The organism is Gardnerella vaginalis (assembly GCF_001546455.1).
GTDB classification, from domain to species: domain Bacteria; phylum Actinomycetota; class Actinomycetes; order Actinomycetales; family Bifidobacteriaceae; genus Bifidobacterium; species Bifidobacterium vaginale_B.
In genome coordinates, this window is record NZ_KQ956813.1 from 150,955 (window position 1) to 171,970 (window position 21,016).

At 40.0% G+C, this 21,016-nt stretch carries 14 protein-coding genes and 1 tRNA gene; 7 read left to right on the forward strand and 8 right to left on the reverse strand.

Annotated elements, in window-relative coordinates; translation table 11 throughout:
• Positions 1 to 4 precede the first annotated feature (4 nt).
• From HMPREF3216_RS02160 to HMPREF3216_RS02190, 7 genes are all read right to left on the reverse strand, one after another.
• Positions 5 to 718: a regulatory protein RecX gene (locus tag HMPREF3216_RS02160; protein ID WP_060786734.1), complete on the reverse strand. Its 714-nt coding sequence runs from the start codon at positions 716 to 718 to the stop codon at positions 5 to 7.
• Positions 719 to 736: 18 nt separating this feature from the next.
• A complete protein-coding gene (gene recA, locus HMPREF3216_RS02165) occupies positions 737 to 1,897 on the reverse strand; it encodes a recombinase RecA (RefSeq protein ID WP_060786735.1) in 1,161 nt (386 codons plus the stop codon).
• 256 nt (positions 1,898 to 2,153) lie between these two features.
• Entirely contained in the window at positions 2,154 to 2,387 is a 234-nt protein-coding gene (locus tag HMPREF3216_RS02170; protein ID WP_020973608.1) for a DUF3046 domain-containing protein, read from the reverse strand.
• Entirely contained in the window at positions 2,374 to 3,126 is a 753-nt protein-coding gene (locus HMPREF3216_RS02175) for a CinA family protein (protein WP_060786736.1), read from the reverse strand. Before HMPREF3216_RS02175 ends, HMPREF3216_RS02170 begins: the two co-directional genes overlap by 14 nt.
• A 5-nt stretch (positions 3,127 to 3,131) precedes the next feature.
• Positions 3,132 to 3,746 carry a CDP-diacylglycerol--glycerol-3-phosphate 3-phosphatidyltransferase gene (gene pgsA, locus HMPREF3216_RS02180; protein WP_060786737.1) on the reverse strand — a complete coding sequence of 205 codons (615 nt, stop codon included), beginning with the start codon at positions 3,744 to 3,746 and terminating at the stop codon, positions 3,132 to 3,134.
• Positions 3,747 to 3,842: 96 nt separating this feature from the next.
• Positions 3,843 to 6,566, reverse strand: a complete 2,724-nt coding sequence (locus HMPREF3216_RS02185) for an FtsK/SpoIIIE family DNA translocase (protein ID WP_060786738.1) — start codon at positions 6,564 to 6,566, stop codon at positions 3,843 to 3,845.
• 260 nt (positions 6,567 to 6,826) lie between these two features.
• A tRNA-His gene (locus HMPREF3216_RS02190) sits at positions 6,827 to 6,902 on the reverse strand.
• 133 nt (positions 6,903 to 7,035) lie between these two features.
• Here HMPREF3216_RS02190 and purT point away from each other — a divergent pair.
• From purT to purD, 6 genes are all read left to right on the forward strand, one after another.
• Positions 7,036 to 8,412 carry a formate-dependent phosphoribosylglycinamide formyltransferase gene (gene purT, locus HMPREF3216_RS02195; RefSeq protein WP_081090915.1) on the forward strand — a complete coding sequence of 459 codons (1,377 nt, stop codon included), beginning with the start codon at positions 7,036 to 7,038 and terminating at the stop codon, positions 8,410 to 8,412.
• A gap of 168 nt (positions 8,413 to 8,580) precedes the next feature.
• Complete coding sequence (purC, locus tag HMPREF3216_RS02200; protein WP_060786739.1) at positions 8,581 to 9,363, forward strand: phosphoribosylaminoimidazolesuccinocarboxamide synthase; 783 nt, start codon at positions 8,581 to 8,583, stop codon at positions 9,361 to 9,363.
• 130 nt (positions 9,364 to 9,493) lie between these two features.
• Positions 9,494 to 13,267 carry a phosphoribosylformylglycinamidine synthase gene (locus tag HMPREF3216_RS02205; protein ID WP_060786740.1) on the forward strand — a complete coding sequence of 1,258 codons (3,774 nt, stop codon included), beginning with the start codon at positions 9,494 to 9,496 and terminating at the stop codon, positions 13,265 to 13,267.
• A 69-nt stretch (positions 13,268 to 13,336) separates the two neighbouring features.
• Positions 13,337 to 14,830, forward strand: a complete 1,494-nt coding sequence (purF, locus tag HMPREF3216_RS02210) for an amidophosphoribosyltransferase (protein WP_060786741.1) — start codon at positions 13,337 to 13,339, stop codon at positions 14,828 to 14,830.
• A 78-nt stretch (positions 14,831 to 14,908) separates the two neighbouring features.
• Entirely contained in the window at positions 14,909 to 15,943 is a 1,035-nt protein-coding gene (purM, locus tag HMPREF3216_RS02215) for a phosphoribosylformylglycinamidine cyclo-ligase (RefSeq protein ID WP_060786742.1), read from the forward strand.
• A 74-nt stretch (positions 15,944 to 16,017) separates the two neighbouring features.
• A complete protein-coding gene (purD, locus tag HMPREF3216_RS02220) occupies positions 16,018 to 17,295 on the forward strand; it encodes a phosphoribosylamine--glycine ligase (protein ID WP_060786743.1) in 1,278 nt (425 codons plus the stop codon).
• Here purD and HMPREF3216_RS02225 read toward each other — a convergent pair.
• On the reverse strand, positions 17,292 to 19,355 hold the full coding sequence (locus HMPREF3216_RS02225) for an LTA synthase family protein (protein ID WP_419470998.1): 2,064 nt from the start codon (positions 19,353 to 19,355) through the stop codon (positions 17,292 to 17,294). The genes purD and HMPREF3216_RS02225 overlap by 4 nt on opposite strands.
• Before the next feature lie 281 nt (positions 19,356 to 19,636).
• Here HMPREF3216_RS02225 and HMPREF3216_RS02230 point away from each other — a divergent pair, with 281 nt between their 5' ends.
• Positions 19,637 to 21,016: an alpha/beta hydrolase gene (locus HMPREF3216_RS02230; RefSeq protein ID WP_060786744.1), complete on the forward strand. Its 1,380-nt coding sequence runs from the start codon at positions 19,637 to 19,639 to the stop codon at positions 21,014 to 21,016.

The following is a 21,016-nucleotide window of genomic DNA, read 5'->3' on the forward strand; positions in this document are numbered from 1 at the left end:
TGATTTAAGACTTAAACAAAGCATAATACACTTCGTTTAGCATGCTTAAATCATGACCTTTTCTAGCTCCTGCAGAAAAGAATCTTCGTCTTCTAACATCTGATTCTAGACTTTTTGTTCGCTCTGCTGTTTTTTTGCCTAAATCCCATGCAGCTTGTTCAAAAACACCATTTTCTCTAGCCTCTTGCAAAGATGAGGTTATTATTATAGATGGAACTCCCTTTTTTTGCAGCTCCATGCGAGTTGCACGTTCTCCTAATGTTCTAGATGCACATGAGCGTATAACAGACTGAGCGTACTGTTCATCGTTAATTAGATGCAAATCTTCTAATCTGCTTACTACAGAATCAATAGTGTTCTCGTTATATCCCTTATTTATAAGCCTATCTTTTAAATCATTTGAAGATCTTGGCGCATAATCCAACATTCTTAAAGCAGACTCTCTACAGCTATCAAAATCACATGCTTTTTTAGAATCAACTTTTTTAACAGCTTTATTATTGTTAAAAGAACTGTACTTTTGCAATCTATAAGACGAATGGCATGAGTCTTCTTCGCAATCACCTATTTCAGCACTATTCTCTAAATAATGCGAATTAACAACTTCTAAACTACAATCATCTTCTGCACACACATTCTTGTTTTTAACATCATTTTCGTTAAAAACAGAAGCATCTGCTGGCTTATGATTGCGAAGAAAACTCTCAACACTAATCATCTATTAGTCTTCTTACTATTAGTCTTCGTTCTTGGAATCCTTAGTTGAAGCGTTTAGCTTATCTTCTGCTACAGAATCTGACTTTGCTTTTGCACTATCGTCTTCGTCTTCTACTTCAACAAACTGATCTTCTGGTTTCATTAGCCCAAAAGCAACTTTTACCTTATCGCTAATTTCTTCCGTAATAGCTGGATTGTCTTTAAGGAATTGACGAACGTTTTCCCTACCTTGACCAAGCTGTTCACCCTCATAAGTAAACCAAGAACCAGACTTTTTAATAACATCGCACTGAACAGCCATATCGATTACAGAGCCTTCAGTAGATATTCCTTCTCCGTAAAGAACGTCAAATTCAGCGGTTTTAAATGGTGGAGCCATTTTGTTCTTAACAATCTTTACTTTAGTTCGGTTACCAACGGCTTCTTCTCCGTTTTTAATAGTAGAAACACGCCTAATATCCATACGAACAGACGAATAGAATTTAAGAGCTTTACCGCCTGTAGTTGTTTCTGGACTACCAAAGAATACGCCGATTTTCTCTCGGAGCTGATTAATAAAGATTGCTGTTGTTCCAGCTTGAGACAAAGCGCCAGTCATCTTTCTTAAAGCCTGGCTCATTAAGCGCGCTTGCAAACCAACATGGCTATCTCCCATGTCTCCGTCAATTTCTGCCTTTGGAACCAAAGCCGCAACAGAATCAACCACTATAACATCTAGTGCGCCAGAACGAATAAGCATATCTGCAATCTCTAAAGCTTGCTCACCATTATCTGGCTGAGAAACAATAAGAGAATCTGTATCAACACCTAATTTACGCGCATAAACTGGATCTAAAGCATGTTCTGCATCAATAAATGCTGCAACTCCGCCATTCTTTTGAGCGTTAGCAACAATGTGCAAAGCTAGTGTTGTTTTACCAGAAGATTCAGGTCCATAAACCTCTACAATACGCCCGCGAGGAACACCACCAATTCCCAAAGCCATATCTAGAGCAAGAGAACCAGTAGGAATAACCTCTACATCTTGTAGTGGCCTATCTCCTAATCTCATTGCAGAACCCTTGCCGTACTGCTTTTCAACATTTGCAAGAGCCATCTCTAATGCTGCTTTTCTACGAGGATCCGCCTTGTCGGCATCAATAAGACGATCCACAGCACCCTTTTTTGCTTGTTGTGCCATATTATTACTCCTTTCGCATGCCGATGTATTGACGACCATACTCAATACATGATGCCCGTGCAAGCGTTTTAGAGCAATGTGGTTAAAGGCTTTTTTCCACTAACCAATAGGCACTTACACGCTGCAAGAAGCCCAACAATTAAATATTATACACCATAAACGAACATTTGTTCGATAAGCGTGTTGGCTTGAAATTTCAACAAAAATACAGGCAACCAGACATCAACTAAAATAAATCACAAAATAAAATAATCATTTATTTTGCTGGAAGTGGCGGAGCATTATGGTCTTTACCCCAACGCTTGCTATCTGGAATATTCATGTGATCGCATAAAACATTCCAAACAATCCTAGGCTCCACGCCAGCATCAATTGCCTCGCGCGCGCTCATGCCATCAAGTTTTTGCAGCTCCTGATCTTTAGCAATACTCCTGCCGAATTCTCTGCCAAAAACCTCTTCAAGAAGCTCCCAAAATTCACGTTCGCGCATAAAAAATCCAATCTTCAAAAATAAGCGCATAAAAAATCTTGATTAGCACATCAACAACTCCAACGCGAACATCTTGTCTCTGCCCAACAATATTTAACTGCGCACAAATAGTAAATCCGCAATCCAACGAGTCAATATTGCATTTGCTTAAAGAAATATTGCTTATTTTGCCGCATCCGCAATCAAAAACATAGTCTTTAATCTCGCTGATTTTTAACGAAACAGAATCAAAATCAAGCAAAGAACAGCAATCTGAAGCAGAATTGGGAATAAAAATACCAACGTAAGCTAAACCAGCTGGCTTTGTACCATCTGAGCCAGGCCCTGCAACTCCCGTAGTAGAAAATCCAATAACAGGAAAATCTGCATTATCAACGTCTTTTTTAGGCTCTAAACACTCGTATTGCCACTTGGAGCCGCTATATAATCTTGCACAACCAAACGCCATTTGTTTAGCAACGCTAGGCTCTACAGCACCGAAAGTTTTAAGAAAATCGGGGTCCACTCCAAGAATCTTAGATTTTTCGCGAATATCATACGTAACAGCAGAACCGAGAAAAACCTTTGAAGCTCCAGGAATCTTTACAAACGAATCTGCAAGAAGACCTCCAGTTAAAGATTCTGCACAACAAATATGCAAAGACTTGTTTGCGCAAAAATCAAGAATCTTACTTACTAAAACGTCTGTAGAATCATTCACTAAATCGTTTGCTAAAGCGCTTGCTAAGTCGTTACACATTTTTATCAACGCTTAAACGCACCGCGAACATAAAGGAATCCAGAATAAAGTGCAAAACCAAGAGCAATGCCAATAAAACCGTAGCAAACAGCGTAATAGCACACAACCCACATCGACACATTATAAACACAAAATATTGGAACAATAGGCGCAAGAAGCATTGCTATGCCAACAGATTGAGAAAGCGTCTTATATTTTCCTGCCCAAGATGCTGCAATAACTTTTCCGCCTTTATCAATAACATAAAAACGCAAAACAGTAATGCCGATTTCTCTAAGAACAAACAAAAGAGTAATCCACCAATAAAGTTCGCCAAAAGCAGAAGCAATAATAAGAGCGGAAAGTATTAAAAGCTTATCGGCAATAGGGTCCAAGAGCTTTCCAAGTTCTGTAACTTGATTGTATTTTCTAGCCATCCACCCATCAAGCTTATCTGTTGAAGCTGCGACTATAAACAGCACAAATGCGCTCCATCGAACCGAAGTGGACGCATAGCCCCAAGGACCTGAAATAAGGTACAAAACGATGAATACAACAGAAAGAGCTATTCGCACATAAGTCACAATGTTTGGAGCGCAATTCCAACCTTCAAGCAACTTAGACTTACCTTTTTGCAACATTGTTAATACCTCCATAACCGCTACACAAACATGGTATAGCAAACGCAAAACTTAATTAAACATTTATAAAATTTATAAACGATTTATAAACAATCCTTAATTCAAAGAATCAGACTCACCTTTAATAAAAGCTAAAACTTTAGGTAAATCTTGCGGCTGAACAAGAACTTCACGAGCTTTAGACCCTTCGGAAGGGCCAACAACTCCTCTAGACTCAAGCAAATCCATAAGTCTGCCCGCCTTTGAGAATCCAACACGAAGCTTTCGCTGAAGCATAGAAGTAGATCCAAACTGCGCACCAACAACAAGCTCAGCAGCTTGAAGAAGCTCGTCCATATCGTCACCAATATCCGTTGTTTTAGCTTGAATCTGAGCCTGTTCATCTGCCTTTGCAGCCATTTGCTCAATATCTTCCCTATAACGAGGCTTTCGCTGAGTTCTAACGTATTCCACAGCTTTACGAATCTCCGATTCACTAACCCAAGATCCTTGAACTCGCTGCGGCTTAGCAGCACCCATTGGAAGAAACAGCGCATCTCCTTGACCAATCAAAGTTTCCGCACCAACAGTGTCTAAAATAACACGAGAATCTGTAGCAGAAGACGTAGCAAAAGCTAATCGAGACGGAATATTTGCCTTAATCAAGCCAGTTACAACATCAACGGACGGGCGCTGAGTTGCAAGCACCAAATGCACACCAGCTGCACGAGCAAGCTGAGTTATTCGCTGAATAGAACTTTCAACGTCATTTTTTGCAACCATCATCAAATCAGCCATCTCGTCTACAACAACAAGCAAATACGGGTATGGCGCAACTTTTCTCTCGGAGCCTTTAGGCGCATGAACCTTACCTTCTCGAACAGCCTTGTTGAAGTCTTTAACATGGCGGAAACCAAAGAATTGCAAATCGTCGTAACGCGCATCCATCTCTTTAACAACCCATTCAAGAGCCTGAGCCGCTTTTTTAGGATCTGTAATAATCGGAGTTAGCAAATGCGGAATTCCGGCATATGCAGAAAGCTCCACTCGCTTTGGATCTACCAAAATCATGCGAACCTGCTCTGGAGTTGCACGCATAATAATCGAAGTTAGCATAGAGTTTATAAAGCTTGACTTACCAGAGCCAGTAGCTCCCGCAACAAGAAGATGCGGCATTTTATCGAGCGCTGCTGTTACAAAATGACCCTCAACATCTTTACCAACACCAGTGAGCATAGGATTTGAATCTTGTCGAGCTTTATCTGATCTTAAAACATCTCCAAGGTTTACAATCTCTCGATCTACGTTTGGAATCTCAATACCAATCGCAGACTTTCCTGGAATTGGAGACAAAATACGCACATCCGTGCTTGCCACAGCGTATGCAATATTCTTCTGCAGATTTGTAACCTTCTCAACTTTTACGCCAGGGCCTAATTCAACCTCGTATTGCGTAACGGAAGGGCCTCGCAAAAAGCCAATAACCTTTGCATCCACTTCAAACTGTTCAAACGTAGATGTTAACGCGCGAATTACTCGATCGTTTGCAGGAGTTCTAGTTGCGTGAGGCTTTCCATGAACAAGCATGTTTAAATCTGGCAATCTGTACGGTTCTTCTTTGTAGTCTTTTGAACCATCGCTTAAATATTCATCACCATTATTTGCGCTATTTGCACTAACACTATTTACATCAGCGCTATTTTCATCATTTTCTTGCGATAATCTATATTGATCCAATTGCTCGGCAGGAATTTTACTCCAAGGGTCTGCTCCACTATATTGTGAATTGCCACTAATAGGCGCCTTTGGGTACTCATCAATATACATTTTGCCAGACGATTGCAAAGAACCATTAGAGGCAACAATACGAGGATGTTGGCTACGATTCTCATCTTCTTGCTCGCCAATCTTAGAGTCATATTCTCCAGCAGGGCCATCTTCTTGATTTGGCTTAGAAGAAGCAGAAATAAAAGCGTCGTCACCAGCATACGCATCTAAAAGCTCGCTGTTATTATCTTTCTTTTTAGAGCCAAACAGAGTGTTGAAAAGCTTTGAAATTACTGAATTATGCAGAGTTTTGCGCGACTTTTCGCCTTCGGAAGCATCATGAGTTGGAACACCTTCTGCAAACTCAAGATTTTCACTGTTAGCAGAGCTTAAATCTTTAGAATCATAAGATTCATCATCTGGATTATCTTTAGCATCCCTAGACTTTTTAAAAATAACAGAAGATACAAATTGAGTAATGTCTGTAACATGCAGCTTAAGAATCATTAGAAGAGCAAAAATAGCGATAATAACAAAGATTGCAAGAGCAAAAGTTTTAGATAACCCCCATGCTAATGGCGAACCCAAGGAAAATCCTAATAATCCTCCAGCTTTTTGCAAATCATCTATATTAAATTCCTGATTTTTGCTTGCAAACAAAATGTCTAAAATGGAGCAAATAGACCATAGTAAAAGAACAAAGCCGCCTATAACGCGCGGATTACCAGATTTAGCACCACTATTTCGCATAAGTCTAATTGCAACCGCACTAAGCCACACTGGCAAAACAACACTCATAACTCCAAAAACAGCAGAAGACAATGAGTGCAAGGCAATTCCTAAGAATCCGCTAACTCTAAACCATTCGGATGCACAAAAAAGAACAGCAAGAATAAGCATTACAAAACACAAGCCGTCCCTGCGATAGGCTTCATCATATTGCCCAACTCCAAAAAGTGAGCGAACTGCTTTGCCAATAACACGCGGTACAAAAAGAAGAGCAGACTCCCAAAATGGCTCACCAGAAGAGACTTTTGACAATGTTTTAGACTGCTTACCACCCTTGTCTGGCATACAACCGCTCCTTTTTAAAATGCTAAGTCTAAGTCCACTAACCGCTAATTACAGCACACAATCGCCAGCTTTTAGCTAACTAAGTACCACACCAACCGAATTACTTAAACAATATCCAATCACCTATTAGCAAATCATTAGCCTTAACTATTCTACTCCATTGCATAAAACAACTCGTGCATAAATAGGACGGATTATAGGGGTTGGGCTATAGCCTAAAAGTCATGAAAAAAAAAACGGCTGGAAACCAGCCGAATAAGTGGGGTGGCTAACGCGGCTTGAACGCGCGACCTTCTGAACCACAATCAGATGCTCTACCGACTGAGCTATAGCCACCATTACGGCGCGAAACCCTTCGGGAATCGCACAACAGAGGAATACTATACACGATTTTTTTCATTTACGCTAGCCCACACGTTTTCGGCGCGTCGCAAGAAAATACGACATTACTTAATGACACAATATAAATATGAGTTTTTTGCAAAAATCGGATGCAAGCATTGCGTCTAATAAAGAGCCAAACAATAACAAAAATGCAAATAACGATTTAAGCAAGAGCATTGCAAACAATCGAACTTTTGGCATTTTAAATTCAAAATCACACACAACTACAGTCCTTCTTTTAGGTTCTGGAGAACTTGGAAAAGAAATTGCTATAGAACTTATAAGACTTGGCGTTAAAGTGTGCGCTGCAGACAGTTATGCAAATGCTCCAGCAATGCAAGTTGCACAAGAAAATCGCGTTTTAGACATGAGCGATTCCAAAAAACTGCAAGATTTAATAGATGATATAAATCCAAACATAATAATTCCAGAAATTGAAGCAATATCAACCGAAGTATTAAGGAATGTTGTAAAAAACAAAAAGATTCAAGTTGTTCCAAGCTCCGATATTACTGCGATTGCAATGGACCGCGAAGCTTTACGAAAAATAGCACACGAAGACATTGGCTTGCCTACTACACCATATCGCTTTGCTTCTAGCTACAAAGAATTAGAAGAAGGCGCCAAGCAGGTGGGATACCCTTGTGTTGTAAAACCAATAATGAGTTCTTCTGGGCATGGTCAATCTATTGTAAAAGATTCTAAAAATCTTCAAGAAGCTTGGTACGAAGCTCAAAACGGAAGAAGATCTAAGCATAAAAGTGCAGATGCACAAAACGATATATCTCGTGTAATCGTGGAAGCATTAGCACCTTTAGACTATGAGCTAACTGTTTTAACTGTATGCTCTAGCGCTGGAATAACAACATGTGAACCTATTGCTCAATGCCAAAAAAATGGCGATTATAGGCAATCGTGGCAGCCAGCAAACATACCAGAAAGCGTTCGTCTTAATGCTCAAAACATTGCTAAACAAGCAGTAGAGGGCTTAAGCAAAATTGCAAAGAATAACGGCGAAACCGGCTGGGGCGTTTATGGAGTTGAACTTTTTGTTCTTAAAAATGGAGATTTACTTTTTAACGAATTATCTCCAAGACCTCACGACACTGGCATGGTAACAATGATTTCGCAATATTACAGCGAGTTTGCCCTACACGTTTTAGCAGTGTTAGGCGTTCCAATTACGCAAAAACACACAGCTCTTTGCCTAAAAGATAACGAAGTTGCTTTAAGCTACGCTCTTGTTGTGCAAGGAAACGGAGCTGTAGGATTTACAAATCTTGCGCAAGCATTAGATGAAGAAGATTGCCAACGCAGCAGCATACGAATTTTTGGAAAGCCAGAAGTTCACGGCTCAAGAAGGATGGGTGTTATTTTGACAGTGTCAAGCAGCCAGCAGAAAGCAAAATCTTTTGCGACACGCATTGCAGATTTGCTGCACACAGTTGAACTTCCCGCATAAACCGTTGAAAAATCAAGGTTTTTACCATTACATTTACGTAAAAAATCAAAAAATAATCTAACTAAATTGTAGGTAACAATTGTTAGTCTAATCGTGCTGGCAGGTTGAATAAATCATCAAATATGATGATTTACGCCGTCCGCATAAATGCAACAGAGAGGCACGTCAATGGAAAAACTTGACAAGTTGTATGAAGGCAAAGCAAAAAAATTGTATGCCACCAATAACGATAACGTATTGTGGGTTCAATACATGAATCAAGCCACAGCTGGCAATGGTCTTAAAAAAGCTCAAATTGCTGGAAAAGGCAGCTTAAATAATCAAATCACCTCTTTAATATTCAATCTTCTTAATGCTCGTGGTGTAAAAAGCCATTTTCTTGGAAGAATCTCTAATACCGAGCAACTCGTTAAGCGCATGAAGATGTTTCCGCTAGAAATAATCATGAGAAACACAGCTGCGGGATCTTTTGCAAAACGATATGCAGTTAAAGAAGGAACTGCCCTAAAAAAGCCTCTTTTGGAATTTTGCGTAAAGTCAGACGATCTTGGTGATCCATTTATTAACCCAGATGGCGTTGTGGCTTTAGGTCTTGCTAGCGAAAGCGAAATGGCAGAAATTACAAAGCAGGCTCATGCTGTAAATAATGCACTTTTAGACATCTTCAACAAAATTGACGTTCAACTCGTTGACTTTAAGATTGAAGAAGGCGTTGACGCGCAAGGAAACATTCTTCTTGCAGACGAGATAACGCCAGATACGTGCAGACTTTGGGACAAGCGAAATGCAAATGGATCCGAAGTAAGTCACTTAGACAAAGACTTGTTCAGACGCGATTTAGGAGACATAATCCCAGCCTACGAAGAAATATTCTCAAGGCTTAAATCTCTTGCGCAAAGCGAAGGAGTGAACTTCGACGAAGTCAATCCAAACGATTGCACTGAACAATGATTTTAATGTGGCTCGCATCTTTTAAGGTGCGAGCCACGCGCGTTCTTAAACGAATAAAACAAGTAAAAACAAAAACAAAAATAGCCAAACTACAAAATAGCAAAAACTACAATTGTAAGGCAGGTTCACCGTGGTATTTCGCGTTTATGTTGAAAAACGATCTGGTTTCGATATAAAAGCCCAACATCTTAATCACGAGCTTAAAGAGATTCTTGGTATTAATTCCCTAAGATCCACGCGCATAATCAACAGGTACGACGTAGAGGGAATATCTAAAGAACTTTTTAATACTGCAATTAAAACTGTTCTTAGCGAACCGCCAGTAGATAATACATACGACTACTTGCCTATTAGCACAAATGAACACGTTTTTGCTATAGAGTTCCTTCCAGGGCAATTTGACCAACGTGCACAATCGGCAAGCGAATGCATACAAATGATTAGTCAGGGAGAATGCCCTAAGGTTAAAACAGCTCAAATTCTTGCATTTAAAGGCGATTTAACTAAAGAAGACCTTGATGCAATAAAACACTACGTTATTAATCCAGTAGAAGCTCGCGAGGCATCTTTAGATGAAGTTAGCACGCTTGCAACCGAAGCGATTGTTCCAGCAAATGTAGAGGTATTAGACGGATTTAACGACTTAGATTCCATTGGATTACAAAAATTCATAGAAGACCGCGCGCTTGCAATGGACTTAGCTGATGCCAAATTCTGCCAGGATTATTTTAAAAACGAAAATCGTAATCCAACTATTACCGAAATAAAAGTAATAGACACGTACTGGTCTGATCATTGCCGTCACACTACGTTTGGAACACATTTTAAAGACGTACAAATAGATGATGAGCAAGTAAAAGATGCTTTTAATCGCTATCTTAAATTAAGGGAAGAGCTTAAGCGTACAAATAAGCCGATTTGCCTTATGGACATGGCAACTATTGGCGCAAAATATTTAAAGCATACCGGAAAGCTTAAAAACTTAGACGAATCCGAAGAAATCAACGCGTGCACAGTAAAAGTAAAGGTTGACGTTAACGGGCACGATGAAGACTGGCTGTTTTTGTTTAAAAACGAAACGCATAATCATCCTACAGAAATAGAACCTTTTGGTGGAGCCGCAACATGCATTGGCGGTTGCATTCGTGACCCACTTTCTGGCAGATCCTATGTGTATCAGGCAATGCGAGTAACAGGAGCAGCCGACCCTAGAACGCCTATTAGCGAAACTTTAGAAGGAAAACTATCTCAAAGAAAAATCGTAACTTCGGCAGCTGCAGGATATTCGTCTTACGGAAATCAGATTGGACTTGCAACAGGCGAAGTTCACGAGCTTTACCATCCAGGATATGTTGCAAAGCGCATGGAAGTTGGAGCTGTTGTAGCTGCTACACCAGCAGACCATGTTCGCAGGGAAACGCCTGAGGCAGGAGATGTGATTATTCTTCTTGGTGGCAGAACTGGAAGAGACGGAATAGGCGGTGCAACTGGTGCTTCTAAAGCTCAAGATACTGAAAGCATTGAAGAATGCGGAGCAGAAGTACAAAAAGGAAACGCACCTATTGAGCGTAAACTACAACGACTTTTTAGACGAAAAGATGCATGCCGTCTTATTAAGCGTTGCAACGATTTTGGCGCGGGCGGAGTTAGTGTTGCCACGGGCGAAATCGCAGATGGATTGATTATTGACTTAGACAAAGTCTCTAAAAAATACGAAGGGCTTGATGGCACCGAACTTGCTATTTCCGAGTCTCAAGAGCGCATGGCTGTTGATGTTGCCGCAAGCGACGTAGACGAATTTTTGAGCTACGCTCGTCAAGAGAATCTGGAAGCGCAAGTTGTTGCAACAGTTACAAAAGAAGCTCGAATGAAGATGACTTGGCGAGGGAAAACAATTGTTGATTTAAGCCGAGAATTCTTAGCTTCTAATGGCGCTTCTAAAACTCAAGATATTCACGTTGAAGGTGGCAAAAACTACACTACAAAGTGGCAAGACGCAAGTGACGAATATGCTAATAAGACTTTTAGCGAGCGCATAAAAGATCTTGTTTCAAATATTAATGTTTGCTCAAATAAAGGTCTTAGTGAAATGTTTGACTCCACTATTGGAGCCGCAACGGTTCTTATGCCATTTGGAGGCCGCCGACAACTCACTCCAGCACAAGCAATGAGCGCAAAATTCCCAGTATTCGGCGAAACAAACACCGCTTCTGCAATGGCTTGGGGCTTTAACCCGTACATTATGGAAAAGAATCAATTTACGGGCGCTTACTTAGCTGTTGTAGAATCTTTGGCAAAGCTTGTAGCAAGCGGTTTTACAATCGAAAACGCTTATTTAAGTCTTCAGGAATATTTTGGCAAGCCGCAAAACGTTCCAGAACGTTGGGGCAAACCTACTGCAGCCGTTCTTGGTGCTTTATGCGCTCAAATTGATTTTGGAGTTGCTGCGATTGGCGGTAAAGACTCTATGAGCGGAAGCTTTGAAAATCTTGATGTTCCACCAACCCTTATATCTTTTGCTGTTTCTACAGGAGACGCTCGCTTGGCAGTATCTCCAGAGTTTAAGAAAACAAATAGCAAAATCCTTAAGATTTCGCCAATCTACAAGCAAGACGGCCTTACTCCTAACGCTCAAAGCTTCTTAGAGGCGATTAGGATTGTGGAAAATCTTACTTCAAATAAGCATGCGCTCGCAGTTAGTACTCCAGGTTTTGGAGCTAGTGCGGAAAGCTTGTTTAAGATGACTTTAGGTAATCATATTGGCTTAAAGCTTAATGAGTCTGTTAAAACCGACGACTTATTTAAGCCTAGCTACGGAACTTTCTTTGTAGAAGTAAACGAAGATTTTAACGTTAACGATTTTGCGAGCGAATTTAGCAAAGATCTTGTAAATGTTGAATTTATTGGCCAAACTTGCAGTGAATTTAAGTTTTATATTTGCAATGAAGCTATTAGTTTAGACGATTTGCAAGAAGATTGGGAAAGTCCTCTAGAGGGCATCTTCCCTTACAGAGCTAAGGGCAATGCGGTTCGCGCAATAAATTCCACTAATCGCAAGCCTATTCGAAATCATATGAAATCTCACAGAAGAACGCCGTTAAGCAAGCCGCGCGTTATTATTCCAGTCTTCCCTGGCAATAATTGCGAATACGACACTCAAGCAGCGTTTGAAAAGGCTGGAGCAGAATGCAAAACGCTTATAATCAACAATTTAAGCGCTAATGATGTTGTAGAGTCTGCACAAGAGCTTGTTAAAGAGATTAATAAAAGCCAGATTGTTATGATTCCAGGCGGTTTTTCTGGAGGAGATGAGCCAGACGGTTCTGCAAAGTTTATAGCGGCATTCTTTAGAAATCCTGCTGTTAGCGACTCTGTTCGCGATTTGCTAAACAATCGAGATGGCTTAATGCTTGGTATTTGCAACGGCTTCCAAGCACTTATTAAGCTTGGTCTTGTTCCATTTGGAGATATTGTTCCAATGGATGCAGAATGCCCAACTTTAACGTTTAACACTATTGGAAGGCATCAAAGCAAGATTGTTCGAACTCGCGTTGCTTCTAATCTTTCTCCTTGGCTTTCAAATTGCAAAGTTGGAGATATTCATAATGTTGCAATATCTCATGGCGAGGGTCGATTTGTAGCGTTGCCAGAAGTTATGGATGCGCTTATACAAAACGGTCAGGTTGCCACACAATACGTTGACAGCAATGGCGTTCCAAGCATGAATCTTAAGGTAAATCCAAACGGGTCACTTATGGCTGTAGAAGGAATCACAAGCCCAGACGGAAGAGTGTTTGGAAAAATGGGTCATTGCGAGCGCACTGGAAGCGGCTTGTACGTAAATATTCCAGACTTTAAAGAGCAAAACATTTTTAGCGCTGGCGTTGAATACTTTACGTCGTGATTGGGGATTTTGTGTTTAAATATTCTAATCAAACTATTTGCAGCAATTTTAAAACAATAGGGGGCGCAAATGTCTGCTGAGCTTGAAGGTGTTCACGAAGAATGCGGTGTTTTTGGAGTGTGGGGTCATTCCGATGCTGCAAGACTTACCTACTTTGGCTTACACGCATTGCAACACCGCGGTCAAGAAGGTGCTGGAATAGTAGCCAACAATAATGGCCATCTTAAGGGATACAGAAACTTAGGTCTTTTAACGCAAGTTTTTGCAAACGAAGACATTATGAAGCAACTAACCGGAAACAGTGCCATTGGCCACGTTCGCTACGCGACTGCGGGGTCTGGAAGCGTTGAAAACATTCAACCTTTTCTGTTTTCTTTCCACGATGGAGACGTTGCTTTAGGCCATAACGGCAATCTTACTAATTGCACAACTCTTAGAAATAAGCTAGAAGATTGCGGAGCTATTTTCCACTCCAATTCCGACACCGAAGTTCTTATGCATCTTATTAGAAGGTCCACAAAAACTTCGTTTATGGATAAGCTTAAAGAAGCTTTGCGCACGGTTCACGGCGGATTTGCATACCTGCTTCTTACGGAGAACTCGCTTATTGGAGCAACGGATCCAAACGGTTTTAGGCCGCTTTCTTTGGGAAGAATGAGTAACGGAGCTTATGTTCTTGCATCCGAAACTTGCGCTTTAGATATTGTTAGCGCAGAGTTTATTCGAGATATTGAGCCGGGCGAAATAATTGTTATTAATAACGAAGGCTACAAGATTGAGCGTTATGCAAAAAACATTCAGCACGCTGTTTGCTCAATGGAATTTATATATTTTGCTCGCCCAGATTCCAACATATACGGCATAAACGTTCATTCTGCACGAAAACGAATGGGAGCACGTTTAGCTAAAGAGTCTCCTGTAGATGCAGACATGGTTATTGGAGTTCCTAATTCTTCGCTTTCTGCGGCTGGAGGATACGCCGAAACAAGCGGAATTCCTAACGAGATGGGTTTGATTAAAAATCAGTATGTTGCACGCACTTTTATTCAACCAACTCAAGAACTAAGAGAACAAGGCGTTCGCATGAAGCTTTCGGCTGTTCGAGGTGTTGTTAAAGGAAAACGCGTAATTGTTATTGACGATTCAATAGTTCGCGGAACCACGTCTAAAAGAATTGTTCGTCTTCTTAGAGAAGCAGGAGCAAAAGAAGTTCATATGAGAATCTCTTCCCCGCCTCTTAAATACCCGTGCTTCTACGGAATTGATATTCAAACCACTAAAGAGCTTATTGCAGCTAAACATTCCGTTGAACAAATTCGCGAATATATTGGCGCCGACTCTTTAGCTTTCTTGTCTTTAGATGGTCTTGTTGAGTCCATTGGATTAAACAAACCAGCTCCGTATGGAGGATTATGTGTTGCGTATTTTAATGGCGACTACCCTACTGCTTTAGATGACTACCGAGATGAATTCCTCGCTTCGCTTTCTAAAGAAGATAAGGAAGTTTTAGAAAACATTAAAAAGAATAGTAAATACAATTTTTGCGATTCAAACTGCGATTAAATCTATAACTAAAAACAACTAAAAACTGCATTTAAAACTGCGATTAAACACTTAAAACAAACACGAAAGGACTTTTAAATGCCAAACGCATATGAACAAGCTGGCGTTAGCGTAGAAGCGGGCTACGAGGTTGTGCGAAGAATAAAATCCCACGTAAATCGCACAAAAAGACCAGGCGTTATGGGAGGAATTGGCGGTTTTGGCGGCCTATTTGACTTAGCAAGCCTTGGATACAAAGATCCTGTTCTTGTTTCTGGAACAGACGGTGTTGGAACAAAACTGATGATTGCGCAAATGATGAAAAAGCACAATACAATAGGCATTGATTGCGTTGCTATGTGCGTAAACGACATTGCTGCTCAAGGTGCACAGCCCCTGTTCTTCCTTGATTATATTGCTTGCGGAAAAAACAATCCTATAGTTTTAGAACAAGTTGTTTCAGGCGTTGCAGACGGATGTATTCAAGCAGAATCTGGCTTAATTGGCGGAGAGACCGCAGAAATGCCAGGAATGTATAAAGAAGACGAATACGATCTTGCAGGATTTGCTGTAGGCGTTGCAGAAAGAGAAAACATTGTTGACGGCTCTAAAATCACACCTGGAGACGTTCTTATAGGTCTTGCATCATCTGGAGTTCATTCCAACGGATTCTCACTTGTTCGAAAAGCTTTATTTAGCGAAGGCGGCTTAAACGTAAACAGCAAGCCAGAAGAATTGAGCGGCAAATCTGTTGGAGAAGTTCTTTTAGAGCCTACAAAAATCTATGTTAAAGCTCTAAAGCCTCTTTTTGCCAATCATCTTATTAAAGGCGTGGCTCACATTACAGGCGGCGGATTTATAGAAAACGTTCCAAGAATGTTTGCAGAAAATCTTGCAGCACAAATAAACACAAACAGCTGGCAAGTACCGCCAATCTTCAATCTTATTGAAAAATCAGGCAAAGTAGACCACGCAGAAATGTTCAATGTTTTTAACATGGGCATTGGAATGGTGCTGGCAATAGAGAAAGATAAAGCCGATGAAGCCATGCAAATCCTTAAAAACAATAATGAACAAGCGTATATTATTGGCAAGATAATAAACAGAAACAATAGCGCTATAGAACTGGCATAAACGCAAAGCGCGTAAACAAGTAGAACAAGTAAACCAAGTGAACAAAACGTGTTAACAATACAAAAGGAACAATTATGAAAGTTTTAGTTGTTGGCTCAGGCGCCCGAGAACACGCAATCGCGACTGCGTTTTTAAATAGTAAAAGTGTTAGCGAAGTTACGGTTGCTCCTGGAAACCCTGGCATGATTAAAAGCGGAATCAAAGTTGAAGCCATTAGCGAATCAGACCATAACGCTTTAATCGAATTTGTTAAGAACAACAACTACGACTTTGCATTCATTGGACCAGAAGTTCCATTAATCGAAGGAATTGTTGACGATTTTAAATCACATGGCCTGCTTGCATTTGGACCAAACAAGGCGGCAGCTCAAATTGAAGGCTCCAAAGATTTTGCAAAGCAGCTTATGCAAAGGCACAACATTCCAACAGCCAGCTACCGCACATTCAGCGAGCTAAACCCAGCGGAAGAATATGTTAAAAAGCATGGTGCTCCAATTGTTATTAAAGCAGACGGTTTGGCTGCTGGAAAAGGCGTAACAGTTGCAACTAGCGTTGACCAAGCATTAAATGCATTAAATGAGATTTTTGTAGACAACCGTTTTGGAAAAGCTGGAGCAAAAGTTGTTATAGAAGAATTCTTAGACGGCGAAGAGTTCTCATTAATGAGTTTTGTTAACGGAACAGATTTTTGGGTTATGCCAATTTCTCAAGACCACAAGCGCGCTCACGACGGCGACACTGGCCCAAATACGGGCGGGATGGGAGCCTATAGCCCAGTTCCACAAATTAGCGAAGATGTTGTAAAACAGGCGATTAGCCAAATTGTGCGTCCAACTGTTGAAGCTCTTTCAAGCGAAGGCATGCCTTTTACAGGAGTTTTGTACGCAGGATTGATTAACACAGCGCAAGGTGCAAAAGTTATAGAATTTAACGCTCGCTTTGGAGACCCAGAAACCGAGGTTGTTCTTCCAAGGCTCACTAGCGACTTTGGCGAAGCCATTTTTAACATTCTAACTGGCAAAAAACCAACGTTTACTTGGGCTAAAAATGGCGTAACTCTTGGCGTTGTTCTAGCAAGCAAAGGTTACCCTGGAAAGCTTGTTACAGGCACACCTCTACCCCAAATTAGCCTTAATAGTAGCGACCAGCATGTTTACTACTCTGGCGTTAAATTAGACGAAAACAATAATCTTGTAACATCTTCTGGAAGAGTGGCACTTTTGCAAGTAAACGGCAAAGACGTTAAAGATGCGCAATCAAAAGCCTACAGCATATTAGACAATATTGATTTTTCTAACATGTTCTATAGGCACGACATTGCATCCAAAGCGCTTAAAGCGTTGCAAAGCTAGAAGTCAAGAAAGTTTGTGTTTTTAAGATAATGCTTTCCTGCTGTAATATCGTATTGAATCAAGCGGTAGTCATGCAATAATTGCTTAGTTTTTTTGCTCATTTTACTAGCAATCATTGGCTTTCCGCTTGGATTCAAGTAAATTGGCTGGCCTTGCGGAATTCTATCCCACCCCTGAATCTTATTTACTACAGGCGGCTCCATTGCACTAATCTTTTCGTGCAATCTTGTAAGGAATGCAAGATATGGCGAAACTTTAGAATTTGTGTGAGACGCCACTTGCGATATAAAGAAGTTTGGAGAAGAATAATAGTCCCTGATTTTGTTTGGAGCTTTATTATTTTCTTTAGCTTTTTTATTTGACCAAATAAAGTAATCAGTTAGATGCAAATCAAGAGAATTATTTTCATCATCGCTTGCTGTGCTATATATTCCAGGAAGATGATCGCCATAGAATACAACAGTCACTGGCTTATCTATAGAATCCAAGTCATTTAAGAATGATTGAGTTGCCTGATCTGTGTACTTTACACCCTTAGCATATGTTTCAATCGAAGATATCTCCGACCTTCCAAGCTTTGGCGAACCGTGCTTTGCACTAGCCTTAAAATCATTGTTTTTATACCAGTTTCTAAATGGCATATGATTTTGCATTGTGACTATTTGCACAAACTGGTTATTCTTGCTTGAGGCGATTTTTTCGAACGCACTTTTATACGCAGACTCGTCACAAACATAAGGCGACTTATCAAGCATATTTTTATGTGCAATAACATTTGGAGCTTCTAGAGAGTAGAACTTGCTAAAACCAAACTTCTTATAGTTTGTTGAACGCAAGTACATACTCGGCTCGTATGGATGGAATGCTATTGAATTACTTTCGCTTCCCCAATATTGATTAATTGTAGGAGTCCAAGAAGAATTTGGAACAAGCTGCTGATACGGGCTTGTAAGAGATGAGTTAAAGTTAACCATGCTCAATCCCGTAAGAGACATGTATTCAAGGTTTGCTGTTCCGCCGCCGTAGCCAGATGAAAGCATTAATCCACTATCTGTATGCTTTTTTAAAGCACTTATAAATGGCATTGGATTTTTATTTAATTGCAATCCAGGAACCCTCATTGGATTAGAGAATGATTCCGAAAGAACATAAACAACAGTGTTATCGGAGATTTTTGACTTTCTAGAAGCATTTATTTTTTTAGCCTCATTATTGTATTTTTCTAGCAAAGCCTTCATAGTTTGCTCGCTATAATCCGAAGGCTTATCCATAACCTTTGGATTCACTTGCCTTAAAAAGGCCACTAAAGTACCGTTTCTTTGAGCGTCGTAAACGGAATCCCACATAGATGGGGAATCTCCCATAAACTTAGAGAAATTATTTGCATTAGAATCAACAGTTCCAACTGTGCAAACGTACCATCCAAAAACCGCTGATAGTGCGATTACAGTTGCAATACGAACCAAAATCGCAGTTCTTAAATCTGCAATAATAACAATTTTCCCATGATTTGCATCCAAAACATGCATTAAAACAGCAACAATCCAAGTTATTATAACGGCAACAATAGAGCTAAAAATAACGGCGTTAGCATTGTCTGGAAGAAAAGATGCAATGTTTCCAGTGTTGCTTTTTAAAAAGTTTAAGTCGGCTGGAAGAATCGTTTCGTATCGAACGTTTACCTTCATATATTCAATAACAGAAACAATTATTGACGCACTAACCAAAATTGCAGACGCAATCCAAAAACGATTTATGATTATTAACAAAATCCCATAAATCAACGCAACAATAAGAAGATTAAGCACAAAAACAAAATTAAGCTTAAGCCACATTTTTGAAATTATGTTCCATGCGCTAGCCGAAAGCGAGGAAGTCATTTCCACTCGCCCAGAACGCTGAACAGAAAGCTGCACAATCATAACTGTTATTGCGCATAAAACAACAAACATAACAGAGTACGCCCAGCGAGCAATCGTAAGCTTAAAATGCTCAAATCGCCTAAAAATTGTAAGAGAATTGCTTAATGGCAATTTTTCACCCTTCTGATTCATGCCCATGCTTAATGCCTAATGTTTAATACATGTTTAAGTCTTAATACATATTACGTATTGATATTACGTACGCATCTGCTTTACACATACATCTTAAGTATCACTATCGTCATACCAGCAATCGCAGTATTATAAATATTCATACTTTTGGTGTATTGTAATAAGTTCTACAGTCTATATCATTATAATAGATGACAAAATATAGAAAATTTTAAGGATTATATACTATATTTGCAATGGTTGTGTTTGTTGGCTCCAATCTAGCGAGGTTTTAAGGAACAGTAAGAATGAAGCAATTTGTTGCCACAATTAACTTAATGCACGGCATTTTACCTGTAAGCGTATTCGCAATATCTGGGTTATGCCTAGCTGTTCTTTTAATTACAAAACCTAAAGGGTCAAAGTATTTTTCAAAACTCTTAACTCAACTAGGCTCGGCATTTTTATTCGCCATTATTTTTGGATTCATAACTTGGCTTATATCCGACGTTTTTCTTGTGTTTGGCGTAAGTCTGGGATGGCTTGTTATCTCCTCTATTGCAGCAGGATTTGCAGCCGTAGGTTTTGCACTAAGCGCAGCAATAATATCTAAAGGATTTAGAAGAGCCTTTGCTATTTTTTCAATCATCTTGTTTGTTCTGGCAACAATGATTCGCGTAAACATGATTTACGGAGAATACACAACAATCGGGTCTGTTTTTGGATTAGGAAACTACCCAAAGCTAGAAGAGCACAATAAGCATAATGCCATTATGGAAATTAAAGATTGGAATTTGCTAGCAGAACAAAACAAACTGCCTAAAATGCCAGCTAAGGGTATTAGCCGTTCAGTTAGAATTCCTGCAACTCAATCCGATTTTCGCGCACGAATCGCAAACGTATATCTGCCTCCAGCAGCTCTAACGCGATTAGCGCCAAAACTTCCTGTAATGGTTCTTCTTTCTGGACAGCCAGGAAGCCCTAATAGACTATTTGCTGCAAGCGAAATAGTGAATACTTTAGACGCTTACGCTAAAAAACACAATGGTTTAGCTCCGATTGTTGTTTCCCCAGACCAAAATGGCACTTCAACGCACAATTCACTTTGCGCAGACACAAAGATTTATGGAAACGCTCAAACTTATTTAACTAAAGATGTTGTTAACTGGATTCGTAAAAATCTTCCAGCAAGCACAAATCCAGCACTTTGGCTTATGGGAGGATTTTCTCAGGGAGGAACTTGCGCAACTCAAATAGTTCCAGCATATCCAAAGTTGTTTGGAAACATGTATTCTGCTGGCGGAGAGCTAGAACCAACGTACAAGAATCGAAAAGAAACAATAAACCGTTATTTTAACGGCAATCGCAAGGAATACGAAAAGCATATTCCGTCAAACATAATGAGAAAAAATGCTCCATTAAATCAAAACTATTATTCAGTAGCTGGAGCTTGGGATCCTAAGTCTCAAGTAAATCAGTCTACTATTGCAATGGCAGCGCATAAGGCTGGAATAAGCGTTATAACAATGATTTCTAAAGGCTCTGGCCACGATTGGCATACGGTTCAAAACGGATTAAAGGTTGCAATTGATCATCTTTGCAAAGACGCTGGAATAGCAAAGCATGATCCAGATTTAAGCTCTTATAGTAATATTCAAGTGGTTGTTAATCAGAAGGTGAGGCGATAA

Coding starts and splice junctions, on each gene's coding strand:
- HMPREF3216_RS02160 (WP_060786734.1), bottom strand. CDS start 718: ATGATTAGTGTTGAGAGTTTTCTTCGCAATCATAAGCCAGCAGATGCT.
- recA (WP_060786735.1), bottom strand. CDS start 1,897: ATGGCACAACAAGCAAAAAAGGGTGCTGTGGATCGTCTTATTGATGCC.
- HMPREF3216_RS02170 (WP_020973608.1), bottom strand. CDS start 2,387: ATGCGCGAACGTGAATTTTGGGAGCTTCTTGAAGAGGTTTTTGGCAGA.
- HMPREF3216_RS02175 (WP_060786736.1), bottom strand. CDS start 3,126: ATGTGTAACGACTTAGCAAGCGCTTTAGCAAACGATTTAGTGAATGAT.
- pgsA (WP_060786737.1), bottom strand. CDS start 3,746: ATGTTGCAAAAAGGTAAGTCTAAGTTGCTTGAAGGTTGGAATTGCGCT.
- HMPREF3216_RS02185 (WP_060786738.1), bottom strand. CDS start 6,566: ATGCCAGACAAGGGTGGTAAGCAGTCTAAAACATTGTCAAAAGTCTCT.
- purT (WP_081090915.1), top strand. CDS start 7,036: ATGAGTTTTTTGCAAAAATCGGATGCAAGCATTGCGTCTAATAAAGAG.
- purC (WP_060786739.1), top strand. CDS start 8,581: ATGGAAAAACTTGACAAGTTGTATGAAGGCAAAGCAAAAAAATTGTAT.
- purF (WP_060786741.1), top strand. CDS start 13,337: ATGTCTGCTGAGCTTGAAGGTGTTCACGAAGAATGCGGTGTTTTTGGA.
- purM (WP_060786742.1), top strand. CDS start 14,909: ATGCCAAACGCATATGAACAAGCTGGCGTTAGCGTAGAAGCGGGCTAC.
- purD (WP_060786743.1), top strand. CDS start 16,018: ATGAAAGTTTTAGTTGTTGGCTCAGGCGCCCGAGAACACGCAATCGCG.
- HMPREF3216_RS02225 (WP_419470998.1), bottom strand. CDS start 19,355: ATGGGCATGAATCAGAAGGGTGAAAAATTGCCATTAAGCAATTCTCTT.
- HMPREF3216_RS02230 (WP_060786744.1), top strand. CDS start 19,637: ATGAAGCAATTTGTTGCCACAATTAACTTAATGCACGGCATTTTACCT.